This is a genomic window from Aeromonas sp. S19(2024) (genome assembly GCF_041402625.1).
GTDB classification, from domain to species: Bacteria; Pseudomonadota; Gammaproteobacteria; order Enterobacterales; family Aeromonadaceae; genus Aeromonas; species Aeromonas caviae.
Window position 1 is genome coordinate 215,346 of the sequence record NZ_JBGLQU010000003.1, and the last position, 17,480, is coordinate 232,825.

A 17,480-nucleotide genomic window follows, 5' to 3' on the forward strand; every position below is an offset into this window, starting at 1 on the left:
GCCAGGGGGAGCAAGGCGGGCAGCCGCGTCGGCCCGGATGCATTCTTGTCACGAATTAACCCCCCAAAAGATGCCGGATGAAACCCTTTTTTCACGGCGAAAGCCCGTGGTGGCGCGGTTTTCTGGCGATTTAAAGAACGGCTTAATTCGCTGCAAAAACAAAAAACAGGCGTTACATTGGGTTACAAAACAACGCTGCCGGGGATCGGCACTTTTTTTGCCGACACTTGCAAACGTTTTCAACGGCCAACGGAAACGATCTTAAAGGAACAAGAATGCGAAACATGATCACCATGGGCGAGTTCATCGTCAAAAAGCAGGCGGACTACCCGACCGCGACTGGCGAGCTGACCTCCTTGCTCAGCTCCATCCGCCTGGCCGCCAAGGTGGTGAACCGGGAGATCAACAAGGCGGGTCTGGCGGACATCATCGGTTCCATCGGCGCCGAAAACGTGCAGGGCGAGGTGCAGCAGAAGCTGGACGTCTATGCCAACGAGCGCTTCAAGGCGGCGCTGGAGGCCCGTGGCGAGGTGTGCGGCATGGCCTCTGAGGAGGAGGAGGACTTCGTCTCCTTCGATTCCGAGCTCTCTCGTCACTCCAAGTACGTGGTGCTGATAGACCCCCTCGACGGCTCCTCCAACATCGACGTCAACGTCTCGGTCGGGACCATCTTCTCCATCTACCGCCGGGTCAGCAAACCGGGCGCCGGGGTCACTCTGGAGGACTTCCTGCAGCCGGGTCACCGTCAGGTCGCGGCGGGCTACGTGGTCTATGGCTCCTCCACCATGCTGGTCTACACCACCGGCTTTGGGGTCAACGGCTTCACCTATGACCCCTCCATCGGCTGCTTCTGCCTCTCCCACGAGAACATCCGCATTCCGGAGGAGGGCAAGATCTACTCCATCAACGAGGGCAACTACATCAAGTTCCCGGACGGGGTGAAGAAGTACCTGAAATACTGCCAGGAGCGTGACGAGGCGACTCACAGGCCCTATACCTCCCGCTACATCGGCTCCCTGGTGTCGGATTTCCACCGCAACCTGCTCAAGGGGGGCATCTACATCTACCCGTCCGGCACCAACTCCCCGAACGGCAAGCTGCGCCTGCTCTATGAGTGCAACCCCATGGCCTTCCTGGTGGAGCAGGCCGGTGGCAAGGCGTCCGATGGCTTTGGCCGCATCATGGACATCCAGCCTACCGCTCTGCACCAGCGGACCCCCTACTTCGTCGGGTCCACCAGGATGGTGGAGCGGGCCGAGGCCTTCATGCGGGAGTTCTCCGCCCACGAAGATCCGGCCAACCAGGGCTGAGCCCGGGCCAGCGTCCCTTCGTCACGGGAGCCGTCAAGGCTCCCGTTTTTATTGGCGTGCTGGCGGGTTGAACCAGGTTGATATGCTGGCGGACTGGATTGGACTGGATTGGACTGGACTGGACTGGACTGGACTGACGGACTGACGGACTGACGGACTGACGGACTGACGGACTGACGGACTGACGGACTGACGGACTGACGGACTGACGGACTGACGGACTGACGGACTGACGGACTGACGCGGCGTTTCGATTGTCGCGGTGCAATGGCTGATGGCCCCTTGGCCGGGATGCCTGGCCTGGATACGTGGGCGGGATAAATACGGCACGGGCCATCTGCGGGGCTATCGAGGCGCATTGAGCCCGTTTGTTGCCCACAATCATCCCCACATCCATCTGTTTTTCAGATGGGTGGTGACTCAATGTATCGCATTAGTGGATGGATTTGGCGGCAAAACGGTGCAGCCAGGAGGGCGAACCGAGGCATCGGGAGGCAAGAAGGAGGGCCGGGGGCGAGATGCCGCCCCTTGCCAGCAACGAAACGGGAGCCCTGGGGCTCCCGTTGTTATAGGTGGCAGGTCGTGCCCTGCTGACGTCATGCTTCCCCTCAGGGGGTGGCATGGCGGGCGAGATCTGCCAGCAGGCCGTCCACCAGTTTGAGGCGCATGGCCCTGTCCTGGGTCGGCACCTGGAAGCGCAGCCGGGTCGGTCCGTCCATCTTGTAGATGCGCGGCTGCTCGGAGAGCAGCTTGACCAGATAGGCCGGGTTGACGCGGGTTTCCTGGGTAAAGTCCAGATAGCCGCCGCGCTCGCTCATCTCCACCCGGCGAATGCCCAGCGCCGTGGCGCGCTGGCGGAAGGCGGCCAGCTCCATCAGCGTCTTGGTCGGCTCCGGCAAGAGACCGAAGCGATCGATGAGCTCCACTTTGAGCTCCCGCAGCTCCTGCTCGTCCGCCGCACTGGCGATGCGCTTGTACATGGAGAGCCGCATGTTGACGTCCGGGATGTAGTCGTCCGGGAGCAAGGCGGGCAGGCGCAGCTCCACCTCGGTATGCTGGCTCATCAGCTGCTCCAGGGACGGCTCCTTGCCATGTTTGAGCGCCTCCACCGCCTGCTCCAGCATCTCCATGTAGAGGGTGAAGCCGACCGATTCAATCTGGCCGCTCTGATCGTCGCCCAGCAGCTCGCCCGCGCCCCGGATCTCCAGATCGTGGGTGGCGAGCGCAAAGCCGGCACCGAGATCTTCGAGGGACGCAATGGCCTCCAGCCGCTTGGCCGCATCCTTGGTCATCAGCTTGGGATGGGGGGTGAGCAGGTAGGCATAGGCCTGGTGGTGGGAGCGACCGACCCGGCCCCGCAGCTGGTGCAGCTGGGCCAGACCGAGATGATCCGCCCGGTCCATGATGATGGTGTTGGCGCTCGGCACGTCGATGCCGGTCTCGATGATGGTGGTGCAGACCAGCAGGTTGAAGCGCTGGTGGTAGAAGTCCGACATCACCCGCTCGAGCTCCCGCTCGCGCATCTGGCCGTGGGCGATGCCGATGCGCGCCTCCGGCACCAGCTCCGCGAGGTCGCTGGCGCACTTCTCGATGCTCTCCACGTCGTTGTGCAGGTAGTAGACCTGGCCGCCACGCTTCAGCTCCCGCAGCACCGCCTCGCGCACCACCGCCGGCTCGTGCTGGCGCACGAAGGTCTTGATGGCCAGGCGCTTGGCGGGCGGGGTGGCGATGATGGAGAGATCCCGCATGCCGGACATCGCCATGTTGAGGGTGCGGGGAATGGGGGTCGCGGTGAGGGTGAGGATGTCCACGTCGGCCCGCAGCGCCTTGATCTTCTCCTTCTGGCGCACGCCGAAGCGGTGCTCCTCGTCGACGATGAGCAGCCCCAGATCCTTGAAGGTGAGATCGGCGCCGAGCAGCTTGTGGGTGCCGATGATGATGTCCACCTTGCCCTCGGCCATCTCCTTCATCACGGCGCTCTGCTCCTTGGCGGAGCGGAAGCGGCTCAGCACCTCCACCCGCACCGGCCAGTTGGCGAAGCGGTCGCGGAAGTTGTCATAGTGCTGCTGGGCGAGCAGGGTGGTGGGCACCAGCACGGCCACCTGCTTGCCGCCATGCACGGCCACAAACGCCGCCCGCATCGCCACTTCGGTCTTGCCAAAGCCCACGTCGCCGCACACCAGGCGGTCCATGCTCTTGGCCTGACACATGTCGCCGAGCACAGCGTTGATGGCGTTGAGCTGATCCTCGGTCTCCTCGAACGGGAAGCTCGCGGCAAACTGGCGGTAGGCCTCCCGGTCGTGTTTGAAGGCAAAGCCGTGACGGGCTGCCCGCATGGCATAGACATCCAGCAGCTCGGCCGCCACGTCCCGCACCTTCTCCGCCGCCTTGCGCCGCGCCTTGACCCAGGCCTCGCCGCCGAGCTTGTGGCTGGGCGGGTTGTCCGAGCCGGTGTAGCGGCTGATCAGGTGCAAACTGGTGACCGGCACGAACAGCTTGTCGCCGCCGGCGTATTCCAGGGTCAGAAACTCGGTGGGCAGGCCGCCGGCATCGATGGTCTCGAGCCCCAGGTAGCGACCGACCCCGTGATCCAGGTGCACCACCGGCTGGCCCTGGGTCAGCTCGCCCAGGTTTCGGATCACCGCATCCGAGCTCAGGTTCTTGCTCTTGTCCCGCTGGCGCTTGCTGCGGATCTTGCCGCCGAGCAGCTCGGCCTCGGTGATGAGGGCAAGGGGCATCTGGCCGGGCTCTTGCAGCAGGAAGCCCCGCTCCAGGGGACAGACCAGCAGCCCGTGGCGCGCATCGCTCGAGAGGAAGGCGTCGAGGGAGGCAAACTCCCGGGGTTGCAGGTTGATCCGTGCAAGCAGATCCCCGAGCCCCTCGCGCCGCCCCTCGGACTCCACCGCAAACAGGGTGCGCCCGGCAAAGCCTTGCAGGAAGCCGTCAAGGGCCAGCAGGGGTTGCTCCTTGCTGTGGTCGAGCTGCAGATCCGGCAGGGGGGCGAGGGGCAGATCCTGCTGACCCGCTCCACCGTCAACGGTCGCCTCCTGCAGACGCACGGCGCCATAGTCCCCGAGGGCGGCGAAGAGCTGCTCCACCGGCAGATAGATCTGCTGGGGCGGCAGCAGGGGACGGGTGTTGTCCCAGCGTCTGTCTTCATAGCGCTGGCCGATGTCGTTCCAGAAGCGCTGGGCCGCGGGGTAGATCTCCCCCACGGTGAGCAGCAGGGTGTTGCCTGGCAGGTAGTCAAACAGGCTGGCGGTCTGGTTGAAGAAGAGCGGCAGGTAGTATTCGATGCCGGCGGGCCAGCGCCCCTTGCTCACCTCCTGATAGACGGAGCCCTCGGCGCGGGAGATCTCGAACTGTTCGCGATACTGGCCACGAAACAGCTCGATGGCCCCCTCGTCGGTGGGAAATTCCCGTGCGGGCAGGAGGCTCACCGACTTCACCGGCTCGCTGGAGCGCTGGGTCTCGGGGTCGAACGGGCGGATGGAGTCCACCTCGTCGTCGAAAAAATCAATGCGATAGGGGCGGCTGCTCCCCATGGGGAAGAGATCCAGCAGGGAGCCGCGGGCGGCGAATTCGCCGTGCTCCAGCACCTGTTCCACCGCCACGTAGCCCGCCTCCGCCAGACGCCCGCGCAGCTGCAGCAGGTTGAGGCGCTGGCCGCTTGTGACCATCAGGCTGTATTTGTCGAGATAAGCCTGGGGCGCCGTGCGCAGCATCAGGGTGGAGATGGGCACGATGAGCACGCCGTGGCGCATCTGCGGCAACTGGTAGAGGGTCTCGAGGCGCTGGGAGATGATGTCCTGGTGGGGAGAGAAGCTGTCGTAGGGCAGGGTCTCCCAGTCCGGGAACAGCAGCACCGGGCAATCCTGATCCGCCAGCAGGAACCCCAGTTCCTGTTCAAGGCGCAGGGCGCTCGGGGTATCGGCGGTGACCAGCAGGACGGGTCTTCGGGCTTCCCGGGTGAGGCGGGCGGCAACCAGAGCCAGGCTGCTGCCGACCAGCTGGCCGAACGTTGTCTTCTGGCCCGCTTTGGCGGGCAAGGCGGGGAGGGTCATTGGCATCATCGGAGTCTTTTACTGTTGGCGTTCTTTTGACATGGACCTGGGTTAGCGCTGACGTTCCTGGGCACGCAGCTTGAGCTGTTTCGACTGCACATGCAGGCTGGCGCGCACCAGCAGCTCCCGGTCATCCTCGCGGATGCGCACGTAGTCGAGCACCACGTGGGTGCCATGCTCTCCGGCGTCCCGCTGCACGACCTCGCCGTAGCAGTAGACGGCGGAGGCCTCTTCCCGCAGGAAGATCTTGAGCCGCACGATCTGGTGCAGGGCGGGGGCCTCCCCGTGCCCCTGGTGGGGGTGCAGGTAGGTGAGCTGCCCGGCGCCAAAGCGCAGGGTGTGGAAGCGGTGCTCGGGGTGATCTTGGGCCGCCAGCACATAGCCCATGATCATGTCGATCTTGCGGGACTGCTGGTTGATGATCTCCACCAGATCGTGCATGGACTCGTTCTGGCTGCGCAGCAACCGGCTGCTCACCAGATCGATGGAGGTGATGGCGGAGGCGATGCGAAACGGCTCGGGCAACTCGGCCTCCAGGGCCTCCAGCGTCGGCAGACGAAAGTCGGCCGGCATGGGGATCACATTGACCGGCGTGGCATGGGTGACGCTGAAGAACTGTTCCTGCATGGAGGCTATCCCTTGTTGTCATAGACGGTTTCCCTTTATTATCCGGTATCTTATTTCGTTGGCAACGTAGATATCCTTGAAGACCGGACTTTTTCAGCCACTGTCGCTGGCCATCGGCCTGCGTTATGCAGGCTCGCGACGCAGTAACCGCTTCGTCTCCTTTATCTCCCTGTTCTCCACCTTTGGCATCGCCATCGGGGTCGCCGCCCTGATGGTGGTGATCTCGGTGATGAACGGGTTCGAAGGCCAGCTCAAGGGGCGCATCCTCGGGGTGATCCCCCATGTGGTGGTGACCAATCAGGCCGGACGCATCGAGGCCGAGCCCGAAGGTCTGCCCGATCTGGCCGGCTTGCCCCACGTGGTGGCCACGGCCCCCATGCTCGACAGCGAAGGCATGCTGCAAAGCCCGGGTCAGCTCACCGGCGTGAGCGTGCAGGGGATCGATCCCGCCCGCTGGCCCAAGGATGACATCCTGCACGCCCAGATGCTGGGAGGGCGCCTTGACAGCCTGCAGGCCGGTGAATACCACATCGTGCTGGGGCAGGGGGTGGCCAGCCGACTCAAGGTCTCCATCGGCGACCAGGTGCGTCTCATTCTGACCGAAGGTACCCGCTTTACCCCCTTTGGCCGGGTGCCGGCCCAGCGTCTTTTCACCGTCTCCGGCATTTTCGGGGTCGGCGCCGACGTGGACAGCCAGGTGGCCCTGATTGCCCTGGGGGATGCCCAGCGCATGCTGCGCCTGCCCGCAGACAAGGTGGGCGGCATTCGCCTCTGGCTGGACGATCCCTTCGCCGCCGACGAGGTGGTGAAGACCGCGTTGCCGGACGGGCTGGAGTGGCAGGACTGGCGCCGCGAGCGCGGCGAGCTGTTCCAGGCGGTGGCCATGGAAAAACGGATGATGGGGCTGATGCTGGTGCTGATCATCGCGGTCGCCACCTTCAACATCCTCTCCGCCCTGGTGATGGTGGTCACCGACAAGGAAGGGGAGGTGGCCATCCTGCGTACCATGGGCATGAGCGAATCCGGCATCGTCAAGATCTTCATGGTGCTGGGGGCGTCGAGCGGCGTCATCGGCGCCCTGTTCGGGGGGCTGGCGGGGCTGGCGCTCTGCTTCGGCCTCAATCCTCTGCTCAATGCCCTTGGGCTCAACCTCTATATGGCGGCGGGGGGCAGCGGTCTGCCGGTCATCGTCGAGCCGGCCCAGGTCATGACCATTTTGCTGGGCGCCGTGCTGCTCAGCTTCAGTGCCACCCTTTACCCGGCCTCCCGCGCGGCCCGGGTCAAACCGGCGGAGGCGCTGCGTTATGAATAATTCATCTTCTGTTGTTACTGGTGCAAGTGGAGCCCCCGTTATGAATCAATCCGTCTCCTGCGAGCCGCTGCTGCGCTGCCAGGCCCTCAATCATGTCTACAAAGAGGGCAATCTGGAGACCCAGGTACTCAAGGGGATCGAGCTGGACGTCGCCCCCGGGGAGATGCTGGCGGTGGTGGGGAGCTCGGGCTCCGGCAAGACCACCCTGCTGCACCTGATGGGGGCGCTGGACAACCCTTCCAGCGGCGCCGTGCTGTTCAAGGGGCAGGACATCCATGGCTGGGACAGCCGCACCCAGGCGAGGTTTCGCAACCAGGAGCTGGGTTTCGTTTACCAGTTCCACCACCTGCTCTCGGAATTCAGCGCGCTGGAAAATGCGGCCATGCCGCTGCTGATCGCCGGTGAGTCGGTGGCCAGCGCCACCGAGAAGGCGAGCAAGATGCTGGGGCGGGTGGGGCTCTCCCACCGTCTCAACCACAGACCGTCCGAGCTCTCCGGTGGTGAGCGCCAGCGGGTGGCCATCGCCCGTGCCCTGGTCAACGAACCCAGCCTGGTGCTGGCGGACGAGCCCACCGGCAACCTGGATCATGCCAGCGCCACCGCCGTCTATGAGCTCTTGTGCGAGCTCAACCGCGAGCTTGGCACCGCGTTCGTGGTGGTGACCCATGACTTGAGCCTGGCCGCCAAGCTCCACCGCCGGGTCACCCTGGTGAGCGGCATCATGGCGGAGGTCGCCTGATGTTCAAGCCGCTGCCCCTGTTCCTGGGCCTGCGTTACAGCCGCTCCCGCCGCCGCAACGGCTTCATCGCCTTTATCTCGGCCTCCTCCCTCATCGGCATCGCCCTCGGGGTGATGGCCCTCATTCTTGGCCTCTCCGCCATGAACGGGTTCGAGCGGGAGCTCAAGAACCGGGTGCTCTCCGTGGTCCCCCACGGTGAGCTCATCGGCATGGAAGCGCCGCTGCCTGACTGGCCGAGGCTCAGGGACTACCTGCTGGCCCAGCCCGGGGTGGAGGCGGCTGCGCCCGTCATTCGCCTGGACGGCCTGCTGGAGCACGGCTCCGCCCTCAAGGGGGTCCAGCTGCGTGCGGTGCTGCCGGAGCTGGAAGCCAATCTCTCCGATGCGGGCAACTTCATGACGGGTCGGGGCCTTCGCGAGCTGCAGGCGGGTGAACACGGGGTCATCCTCGGCAAGATCATCGCCGACAAGCTGGGGGTCAAGACAGGGGACACCGTCACCCTGCTGCTGCCCCAGGCGGGTGATGCCGCCGGCATCAAGAACCCGAAACGGGAGGTGCTCACCGTGGTAGGGCTGCTCGAGATCGGTGGCCAGCTCGACGGCCTGCTCGGCTTCATGCACCTGGCGGACGCCCAGGCCATCACCGGCATGGGCAGCGCGGTGGAGGGGTTCAGCCTCAAGGTGAGCGACGTGCTCAAGGCCCAGTCCATCACGGTGGCGGCGGCCCAGAAATTCCCGCACTACGTCTATATCAGCAGCTGGATGAGCCGTCAGGGTTATCTCTATCAGGACATCCAGATGGTGCGCACCGTGATGTACGTGGTGATGCTGATGGTGGTGGCGGTGGCCTGCTTCAACATCGTCTCCACCCTGGTGATGGCGGTGAACGAGAAGCGCAGCGAGATCGCCATCTTGAAGACCATGGGGGCGAGCCCGGGCCAGATCCGGCTCACCTTCGTCATCCAGGGGATGGTGAACGGGGTGGCGGGAGCCTTGCTAGGCGCCCTGCTGGGCGGCCTGCTCTCCAGCAAGCTGACCCAGATCCTGAGCGCCATCGAAGGGGTGATCGGGCACCGTTTCCTCAATCCGGACATCTACTTCATCGACTTCCTGCCGACCGAGCTGCACATGCAGGACTTGCTCATCGTGACCGGCGCCGCCATCCTGATGAGCCTGGTGGCGACCCTCTATCCCGCCTGGCGGGCGAGCGGCCTGGTGCCGTCCCGGGAACTGGGGCATTGATGCCCATGGATGTGATAAAGGGCCCTGCGGGGCCCTTTTTATTGTCACTCTTTTGTGGGGAAACCCCCGAAGTGGCGGTTATCGGGGCAATACGCAGGAGGAGATGATGCCCGGTGCCGTGTTGATGGCATCAATGGGCATTCAACTCATCGAGAGGCAGTGAAAAACTCCCCACGAAGACATCGATGAAGTAGCGCATGGCGGGGTTCATCCTGGCGTCCAGCATCTGCTCGAGGCGCTTTCGCGCGGGCTCGAACTCCCGGTTGCCGACGCTCAGCTCCTCCAGACACTTGGTGTAGGCGCAGAGGGTGTCTGCATCCTTCACCAGGCTGGTGAGGGCCTCGTCCTGGGCGCCGGAGTCGAGCAGGGGGCGAAAGTCCTCGACCAGCTCAGGCGGCAACATGCCCAGCAGGCGCTGCTCGGCGGCAAGCTCAATCTTCTTGTATTCACGGGCGATTTCGGGATTGAAGTACTTGACCGGGGTGGGCAGATCCCCGGTCAGCACCTCGCTGCTGTCGTGGTAGAGGGCCATGACGGCGGCCCGGTCTGCATCCACCTGAGCGCCGAACAGGCGATTGCTGATAAGGCCGAGGGCGTGGGCCACCATGGCGACCTGCAAGCTGTGCTCGGCGATGTTTTCGGGCTGGATGTTGCGCATCAGGGGCCAGCGGTAGATGAGGCGCATACGAGCGAGGTTGGCAAAAAAATGGCTGGGCAGCATGGAAGACCTCGAATGGGGCAATGAAAAAGGGCAGACCCTAGTCTGCCCTTTTTTCCACCCGCAAGGATAGCCTGAGATGGGCCGTCAGCGGATGTAGCGGCCCGATTCGGCCTCGTGGTTGGTCACTATCATCTGGCCGATGGGGGCCAGGCTGATGAGGGCCAGCTTGAGGTGCTGGATGCCGAACGGGATGCCGACGATGGTGACGAAACAGGCCAGCGCCGAGGCGATGTGGCCGATGGCCAGCCAGACCCCGATGAGCACAAACCAGAGAATGTTGCCAATCAGCCCCAGGGCACCGGTGCCGATGTCGCTCTGGCCCGTCATGCTCTTGCGGCTCACCGCCTGCTTGCCAAACGGGAAGAAGGTGAAAGTGCCGATGACGAAGCAGGCGCGTCCCCAGGGGATCCCGATGAGGGAGACGAAGCAGAGCAGCCCCGCCAGCCACCAGGCCAGCCCCATGAAGACGCCTCCCAGCACGAACCAGAGCAGATTGAACAAGAAGCGGAAAAAGGACATGTGGGTGACTCCAGCAGCACGTAAATTGGTTGTCACCATAGCGAGCCCGGCCGGGGGACGCAATGGCACAGGCGAGAAGGTGGACAATTTGGGTCGCAGTACGCCATTTTTGTGCCCGATGGGCGGTGGATGGCGATCAAAATGGCCCGTTCGCCGTGAAAAAGAGTGAGCCAGTGCAAATTATTGCGGATGGAACGCTTGAACTCGGTGCAAGGCTTCCCCATATAGGAGAAAGTCTTGCGCAAATTGTGCTGTCTGTGCCCCGGATGGGGGATGTGCGGCTCGACGCGACCACTGCACGCCGCTATAATGTCGCGTCATATTTTCTCATCACAAAGACAGTCGTTGTCTTTATAAACAGGAAGACTCCGGGCTTGCCCGGGGGCAATAAAGGGTCAGCACGCAGTGCTGAGTTGAACGAGGTAAAAGAATGCAAGTTTCTGTAGAGACAACCCAGGGTCTGGAACGCCGTCTTACCATCACTGTACCGGCCGCTACCGTTGACGCCGCCGTGCGCAAAGAATTGAATGGCCTGGCCAAAACCCGTCGCATCGACGGTTTCCGTCCTGGCAAGGCTCCGGTTGCCATCATCAAGAAGATGTTCGGTGCCATGGCTCACGCCCGCGTTGCCGATGAAATGATGCAGAACAACTTCATCAAGGCCATCATCGAGAACAAACTGAGCCCGGCTGGCGCCCCGACCATGGATCCGAAAGAGATCAAAGAAGGTCAGGATTTCGAATTCACCGCCACTTTCGAAGTGTATCCGGAGTTCGAAGTTGCCGGTCTGGAAAGCATCAAGGTCGAGAAGCCGGTTGCCACCGTGAAGGACAGCGACCTGGAAAACATGATCGACACCCTGCGCAAGCAGCACGCCACCTGGACTGAAGCCGCTGTGGCTGCCGCCAACGGCATGCGTGTGACCATGGACTTCGTCGGTTCCATCGACGGTGAAGAGTTCGATGGTGGCAAGGCTGAAGGCTTCACCCTGGAACTGGGCGCTGGCCGCATGATCCCGGGCTTCGAAGACGCCATCCTGGGCAAGAAAGCGGGCGACGAGTTCACCATCGAGGTGACTTTCCCGGCTGACTACCACGCCGAAGCCCTGAAGGGCAAGGCTGCCAAGTTTGCCTCCAAGCTGCACAAGGTTGAAGAGCAGGTGCTGCCCGAGCTGACCGAAGAGTTCGTCAAGCGTTTCGGCATCGAGAGCGGTTCCGTTGAAGAGCTGAAAGCAGAAGTGCGCAAGAACATGGAGCGCGAACTGGCCCAGGCCCTGAAAAACAGCGTGAAAGAGCAGGTACTGAACGGCCTGGTTGAAGCCAACCAGATCGATCTGCCGAAGGCTGCCGTTGCCCAGGAAATCGACACCCTGCGTCAGCAGGCTCTGCAGCGCTTCGGTGGCTTCCAGGGCGGCAACGCCCCCGAGCTGCCGGCCGAGCTGTTCCAGGCCCAGGCCGAGCGCCGTGTCCGCGTTGGTCTGCTGCTGGGTGACGTCATCCGCACCAACGAGATCAAGGCTGACGACGCCCGTGTGACCAGCATCATCGAGTCCATGGCCACTGCCTACGAAGATCCGAAAGAAGTGATCGAGTACTATCAGCAGAACGAGCAGATGCTGAACGGCGTGCGCAACCTGGCCATTGAAGATCAAGCCATCGATCTGATCCTGTCCAAGGCGCAAGTCACCGAGAAAGAAGTTGCCTTCGACGAAGTGATCAACAAGTCCGGTGCCGCTGCCTAAGAACATTTGACTTAAGGTCAAAACTGTTAAGTATAATGGCTCGTGTGATCTCCACTCGGGCCATTTTATTTTAGGGACAATGCCTTATGTACAAGAACTATAACGATGTGACTGAATCCCCACGCAATGCGCTCATCCCGATGGTGGTAGAGCAAACCGCGAAAGGGGAGCGTTCCTACGACATCTATTCCCGTCTGCTGAAAGAGCGGGTGATCTTCCTGACCGGTCAAGTCGAGGATCACATGGCGAACCTGGTGGTGGCCCAACTGCTGTTCCTGGAGTCCGAGAACCCGGATCAGGACATCAGCATCTACATCAACTCGCCGGGTGGCGCCGTCACTGCGGGTATGTCCATCTATGACACCATGCAGTTCATCAAGCCGGACGTAAGCACCGTCTGCATGGGGCAGGCCTGCTCCATGGGGGCCTTCCTGCTGGCCGGTGGCGCCAAGGGCAAGCGTTTCTGCCTGCCCAATGCCCGAGTGATGATCCACCAGCCGCTGGGCGGCTTCCAGGGGCAGGCTTCTGACATCCAGATCCATGCCCAGGAGATCCTGAAAATCAAGAATACCCTGAACGATCGTCTGGCGTTCCATACCGGTCAGGACATGGCTACCATCGAGCGCGACACCGACCGTGACAACTTCATGTCCGCCGAGCAGGCCGTTGCCTATGGTCTGGTTGACGGCATCCTGAGCCAGCGCGGCTGAGCAGGGTACCCCGTCCTGTTGTAAACTCAACAGGACGATCCATCCTCTATTGATAAAACGAGGTCGCTGAATGACAGAGAAACGCAAGGGTGAGGGCGACAAGCTGCTGTATTGCTCTTTCTGCGGCAAAAGCCAGCATGAAGTGCGCAAGCTGATCGCTGGCCCTTCCGTCTACGTATGTGATGAGTGTGTCGAGCTGTGCAACGACATCATCCGCGAAGAGATCCGCGAGATCTCTCCCAAGCGCGATGGTAGCGAGCTGCCGACCCCTCATGAAATCCGCGCCCATCTGGACGACTACGTGATCGGTCAGGAGTACGCCAAGAAGGTGCTGGCAGTGGCTGTCTACAACCACTACAAGCGTCTTCGCAGCGGCAGCGAGTCCGGTGGCGTGGAGCTGGGCAAATCCAACATCCTGCTGATTGGCCCCACCGGCAGCGGCAAGACTCTGCTGGCCGAGACCCTGGCTCGTCTGCTGGATGTGCCCTTCACCATGGCCGATGCCACCACCCTGACCGAAGCCGGTTACGTGGGCGAGGACGTGGAGAACATCATCCAGAAGTTGCTGCAAAAGTGCGACTACGACGTGGAGAAGGCCCAGCGAGGTATCGTCTACATCGACGAGATCGACAAGATCTCCCGCAAGTCGGACAACCCCTCCATCACCCGCGACGTCTCCGGGGAAGGGGTGCAGCAAGCACTGCTGAAACTGATCGAAGGCACCATCGCCTCCGTGCCGCCCCAGGGCGGTCGCAAGCACCCGCAGCAGGAGTTTTTGCAGGTCGATACCTCCAAGATCCTCTTCATCTGTGGTGGTGCCTTCGCGGGGCTGGACAAGGTGATCGAGCAGCGCTCCGTCAAGGGCACCGGCATCGGTTTTGGCGCCGAGGTGAAATCCAAGAATGCCAAGGCAACCCTGAGCGAGAACTTTGCCAAGGTGGAGCCGGAAGATCTCATCAAGTACGGTCTCATCCCCGAGTTCATCGGTCGTCTGCCGGTGGTCGCGACCCTGACCGAGCTTGACGAGGCTGCCCTCATCCAGATCCTGAAAGAGCCGAAGAACGCGCTGACCAAGCAGTATGCCGCGCTGTTTGCCCTGGAAGAGGTGGAGCTGGAGTTTCGTGACGACGCGCTCAATGCCATTGCCCGCAAGGCCATGGAGCGCAAAACCGGTGCCCGGGGTCTGCGTTCCATTGTCGAGGCCGTACTGCTCGACACCATGTATGACCTGCCCTCCCTGAAAGGGGTCAGCAAGGTGGTGATCGACGAGACGGTGATCAAGGGAGACTCCGCGCCCCTGATGATCTACGACAATCCCGAGACTCAGGCCGCAGCCTCAGAGTAACTGTCTGATTTTTAATCACATAAAGGGGCTTTTTGCCCCTTTCATGCTTTTTACGGCCAAGGCGATTGAATCTCATCTTTGCGCCCCCATATACTCAGCCAAGCCTTTGCCAACGGTATAACAAGCCGAGAGGACATATATGAACCTAGAGCGTTCAGAACGCATCGAGATTCCCGTCCTGCCTCTTCGTGACGTGGTGGTCTATCCCCACATGGTCATTCCACTCTTTGTGGGGCGGGAAAAATCCATTCGCTGTCTGGAAGCGGCCATGGAGCAGGACAAGAAAGTCCTGCTGGTGGCCCAGAAGGATGCGTCGACTGACGAACCGACGGTGGAGGAAATTTTCTCCGTCGGGACAGTGGCCAATATTCTGCAGATGCTCAAGCTGCCGGACGGCACCGTCAAGGTGCTGGTGGAGGGGGGCCAGCGTGCCCGCCTTGAGCGGATGATCGACGATCGCGACTTCTTTGTCGGGGAGGCCCAGTACATCGCGTCCGCCCCCATCGAGGAGAAGGATCAGGACGTGCTGGTGCGCTCTGCCATCGGCCAGTTCGAAGGTTACATCAAGCTCAACAAGAAGATCCCGCCCGAGGTACTCACCTCGATTTCGGCGATCGACGATGCGGCGCGCCTGGCCGATACCATGGCTGCCCACATGCCGCTCAAGCTCGAAGACAAGCAGAAGGTGCTGGAAATCGCCTCCGTGTCCGAGCGCATCGAGTTTCTGATGGCCATGATGGAGTCGGAGATCGACCTGTTGCAGGTCGAGAAACGCATCCGCTCCCGGGTCAAGAAGCAGATGGAGAAGAGCCAGCGGGAGTATTACCTCAACGAGCAGATGAAGGCCATCCAGAAAGAGCTGGGTGAGCTGGAAGACAGCCCGGATGAATTCGAAGCCCTCAATCGCAAGATTGAAGAGGCCGGGATGCCGGAGGATGCCCGCGAGAAGGCCCAGGCCGAGCTCGCCAAGCTCAAGATGATGTCCCCCATGTCGGCGGAAGCCACCGTGGTGCGCAGCTATGTGGACTGGATGGTTCAGGTGCCCTGGAAGGCCCGCTCCAAGGTCAAGAAAGACCTGGGCAAGGCCCAGGAGGTGCTGGATGCGGATCACTATGGCCTGGACAAGGTCAAGGATCGCATCCTCGAATACCTGGCAGTGCAGGCGCGTGTGAACAAGCTCAAGGGTCCCATCCTCTGCCTGGTCGGGCCTCCCGGGGTGGGCAAGACCTCCCTGGGCCAGTCCATCGCCAAGGCCACCGGCCGCAAGTATGTGCGCATGGCCCTGGGTGGGGTGCGTGACGAGGCGGAGATCCGTGGTCACCGTCGTACCTACATCGGCTCCATGCCCGGCAAGCTCATCCAGAAGATGGCGAAAGTCGGCGTGAAGAACCCGCTGTTCCTGCTCGACGAAATCGACAAGATGAGCTCGGACATGCGTGGCGATCCCGCTTCCGCCCTGCTGGAGGTGCTGGATCCCGAGCAGAACAGCAGCTTCAACGATCACTATCTGGAAGTGGATTATGACCTGTCGGACGTGATGTTCGTGGCCACCTCCAACTCCATGAACATCCCGGGTCCGCTGCTGGACCGGATGGAAGTGATCCGTCTGTCCGGTTACACCGAGGACGAGAAGCTCAACATTGCCAAGCAGCACTTGGTTGCCAAGCAGATCCAGCGCAACGGCCTGAAGCCTTCCGAGATCACCATCGAGGATTCGGCGCTGATCGGGGTGATTCGCTACTACACCCGCGAGGCGGGTGTGCGCAGCCTGGAGCGTGAAATCTCCAAAATCTGTCGCAAGGCAGTCAAACGCATCCTGCTGGACAAGAGCATCAAGCATGTTCAGGTCAACCAGGAGAACCTCAAGGAGTTCCTGGGGGTACAGCGCTTTGACTATGGCAAGGCCACCGACCAGAACCAGATTGGTCAGGTGTGCGGGCTGGCGTGGACCGAAGTGGGGGGCGATCTGCTCACCATCGAGACCACCAACATGCCGGGCAAGGGCAAGCTCACTTACACCGGTTCCCTCGGTGACGTGATGCAGGAGTCCATCCAGGCGGCCATGACGGTGGTGCGGGCCCGTGCCGAGAAGCTGCGTATCAACGGCGACTTCTACGAGAAGCGCGACATCCACGTGCACGTGCCGGAAGGGGCGACCCCGAAAGACGGCCCGAGCGCCGGTATCGCCATGTGTACCGCCCTGGTCTCCAGCCTCACCGGCAACCCGGTGCGTGCCGACGTGGCGATGACGGGTGAAATCACCCTGCGTGGCGAGGTGCTGCCCATCGGTGGTCTCAAGGAGAAACTGCTGGCGGCCCACCGTGGTGGCATCAAGCGTGTGCTGATCCCGAAAGAGAACGAACGTGACCTCGAGGAGATCCCGGCCAACGTCAAACAAGATCTTGAAATCTATCCGGTTCGCTGGATTGATGAGGTGCTTGCACTGGCGTTGCAGGACAATCCGCAAGGTTTCGAACGCGTTTCTGTCGTGTAAATGTTGATGCGCCGCAAATTTGGCGCATTCGGGGGGTGGTTAAGGCTTGCATGCACCGGACAACGGAAGTAGCCTTGACCACCGATCGGGTACTCATGATGAGTCGCAATGCGTGATGTGGCGCGGGTTTGCGCCAGATTGTCACTTGCAACTGATCAGGAGGCTTGTTATAAAACCTCCACTTGTTGTGGCCAGGGAAATCAGCGCCGCAGCGATGTTCGATAAAAGGGGAATATAAGAGTGAATAAATCTCAACTGATTGACAAGATTGCAGACGGTGCTGATATCTCCAAAGCTGCCGCTGGCCGTGCGCTGGATGCCTTCATCGATGCCGTGGGCGAAGCCCTGAAAGAGGGTGACCAGGTTGCTCTGGTTGGTTTCGGTACTTTCGCCGTTCGCGAGCGTGCAGCCCGTTCCGGCCGCAACCCGCAAACTGGTGCGACCATCGAAATCGCTGCCGGTAAAGTTCCTGCCTTCAAAGCCGGCAAGGCCCTGAAAGACGCGGTCAACTAAGCCGGTCGCTGATATCTATCGGCACCGTCCTTGGTCTCTGACCAGACAAGTGAGAGGGCTCTCCCTCATACTGCTTGACCAAGGCGCATCGCAATCGGTGCGCCTTTTCATTATTTACGCCCATCGAGTTCGGGAGCATAAGTA

13 protein-coding genes are annotated in these 17,480 nt (G+C 61.8%); 9 read left to right on the top strand and 4 right to left on the bottom strand.

All coding sequences use genetic code 11. The annotated features are described in order from the left end of the window. Positions 1-275 precede the first annotated feature (275 nt). The gene (gene fbp, locus ACB037_RS08385; RefSeq protein WP_029314452.1) at positions 276-1,310 is read left to right on the top strand and encodes a class 1 fructose-bisphosphatase; all 1,035 of its coding nucleotides are present in this window, start codon (positions 276-278) and stop codon (positions 1,308-1,310) included. 608 nt (positions 1,311-1,918) lie between these two features. Here the strand turns inward: fbp and mfd are convergent. Together mfd and ACB037_RS08395 are read right to left on the bottom strand one after the other, a co-directional pair. After that, complete coding sequence (gene mfd / locus ACB037_RS08390) at positions 1,919-5,383, bottom strand: transcription-repair coupling factor (RefSeq protein ID WP_371175185.1); 3,465 nt, start codon at positions 5,381-5,383, stop codon at positions 1,919-1,921. Positions 5,384-5,425: 42 nt separating this feature from the next. Then, on the bottom strand, positions 5,426-6,001 hold the full coding sequence (locus ACB037_RS08395; RefSeq protein WP_042863798.1) for a PilZ domain-containing protein: 576 nt from the start codon (positions 5,999-6,001) through the stop codon (positions 5,426-5,428). 76 nt (positions 6,002-6,077) lie between these two features. Here ACB037_RS08395 and ACB037_RS08400 point away from each other — a divergent pair, with 76 nt between their 5' ends. The 3 genes from ACB037_RS08400 to lolE are packed head-to-tail and all read left to right on the top strand — an operon-like array spanning position 6,078 to position 9,293. Next, positions 6,078-7,313, top strand: coding sequence for a lipoprotein-releasing ABC transporter permease subunit (locus ACB037_RS08400; RefSeq protein ID WP_104452890.1), 1,236 nt, complete (start codon positions 6,078-6,080; stop codon positions 7,311-7,313). Positions 7,314-7,353: 40 nt separating this feature from the next. After that, positions 7,354-8,052, top strand: coding sequence for a lipoprotein-releasing ABC transporter ATP-binding protein LolD (lolD, locus tag ACB037_RS08405; RefSeq protein WP_010674567.1), 699 nt, complete (start codon positions 7,354-7,356; stop codon positions 8,050-8,052). Beyond that, positions 8,052-9,293, top strand: coding sequence for a lipoprotein-releasing ABC transporter permease subunit LolE (lolE, locus tag ACB037_RS08410; protein WP_103243212.1), 1,242 nt, complete (start codon positions 8,052-8,054; stop codon positions 9,291-9,293). The genes lolD and lolE overlap by 1 nt, the downstream gene beginning before the upstream one ends. A 130-nt stretch (positions 9,294-9,423) precedes the next feature. Here lolE and yfbR read toward each other — a convergent pair whose 3' ends face one another. Both yfbR and ACB037_RS08420 read right to left on the bottom strand, forming a co-directional pair. Beyond that, the gene (gene yfbR / locus ACB037_RS08415; protein ID WP_010674569.1) at positions 9,424-10,014 is read right to left on the bottom strand and encodes a 5'-deoxynucleotidase; all 591 of its coding nucleotides are present in this window, start codon (positions 10,012-10,014) and stop codon (positions 9,424-9,426) included. A gap of 84 nt (positions 10,015-10,098) precedes the next feature. Next, a complete protein-coding gene (locus ACB037_RS08420) occupies positions 10,099-10,533 on the bottom strand; it encodes a YccF domain-containing protein (protein ID WP_039039046.1) in 435 nt (144 codons plus the stop codon). Between the two features lie 430 nt (positions 10,534-10,963). Between ACB037_RS08420 and tig the strand changes: the two genes are divergently transcribed. The 5 genes from tig to hupB all read left to right on the top strand — a co-directional run bounded on the left by tig (position 10,964) and on the right by hupB (position 17,336). Continuing rightward, entirely contained in the window at positions 10,964-12,274 is a 1,311-nt protein-coding gene (gene tig, locus ACB037_RS08425) for a trigger factor (protein ID WP_010674572.1), read from the top strand. A gap of 86 nt (positions 12,275-12,360) precedes the next feature. After that, the gene (gene clpP, locus ACB037_RS08430) at positions 12,361-12,984 is read left to right on the top strand and encodes an ATP-dependent Clp endopeptidase proteolytic subunit ClpP (RefSeq protein WP_005324106.1); all 624 of its coding nucleotides are present in this window, start codon (positions 12,361-12,363) and stop codon (positions 12,982-12,984) included. Positions 12,985-13,054: 70 nt separating this feature from the next. Beyond that, complete coding sequence (clpX, locus tag ACB037_RS08435; protein ID WP_010674573.1) at positions 13,055-14,329, top strand: ATP-dependent protease ATP-binding subunit ClpX; 1,275 nt, start codon at positions 13,055-13,057, stop codon at positions 14,327-14,329. Positions 14,330-14,468: 139 nt separating this feature from the next. Further along, positions 14,469-16,823, top strand: a complete 2,355-nt coding sequence (lon, locus tag ACB037_RS08440; protein ID WP_010674574.1) for an endopeptidase La — start codon at positions 14,469-14,471, stop codon at positions 16,821-16,823. A 240-nt stretch (positions 16,824-17,063) separates the two neighbouring features. Next, the gene (gene hupB / locus ACB037_RS08445) at positions 17,064-17,336 is read left to right on the top strand and encodes a nucleoid-associated protein HU-beta (RefSeq protein WP_005315375.1); all 273 of its coding nucleotides are present in this window, start codon (positions 17,064-17,066) and stop codon (positions 17,334-17,336) included. Positions 17,337-17,480: the final 144 nt, after the last annotated feature.

Coding starts and splice junctions, on each gene's coding strand:
- clpX (WP_010674573.1), top strand. CDS start 13,055: ATGACAGAGAAACGCAAGGGTGAGGGCGACAAGCTGCTGTATTGCTCT.
- clpP (WP_005324106.1), top strand. CDS start 12,361: ATGTACAAGAACTATAACGATGTGACTGAATCCCCACGCAATGCGCTC.
- yfbR (WP_010674569.1), bottom strand. CDS start 10,014: ATGCTGCCCAGCCATTTTTTTGCCAACCTCGCTCGTATGCGCCTCATC.
- lolE (WP_103243212.1), top strand. CDS start 8,052: ATGTTCAAGCCGCTGCCCCTGTTCCTGGGCCTGCGTTACAGCCGCTCC.
- ACB037_RS08420 (WP_039039046.1), bottom strand. CDS start 10,533: ATGTCCTTTTTCCGCTTCTTGTTCAATCTGCTCTGGTTCGTGCTGGGA.
- lon (WP_010674574.1), top strand. CDS start 14,469: ATGAACCTAGAGCGTTCAGAACGCATCGAGATTCCCGTCCTGCCTCTT.
- fbp (WP_029314452.1), top strand. CDS start 276: ATGCGAAACATGATCACCATGGGCGAGTTCATCGTCAAAAAGCAGGCG.
- tig (WP_010674572.1), top strand. CDS start 10,964: ATGCAAGTTTCTGTAGAGACAACCCAGGGTCTGGAACGCCGTCTTACC.
- ACB037_RS08395 (WP_042863798.1), bottom strand. CDS start 6,001: ATGCAGGAACAGTTCTTCAGCGTCACCCATGCCACGCCGGTCAATGTG.
- mfd (WP_371175185.1), bottom strand. CDS start 5,383: ATGATGCCAATGACCCTCCCCGCCTTGCCCGCCAAAGCGGGCCAGAAG.
- lolD (WP_010674567.1), top strand. CDS start 7,354: ATGAATCAATCCGTCTCCTGCGAGCCGCTGCTGCGCTGCCAGGCCCTC.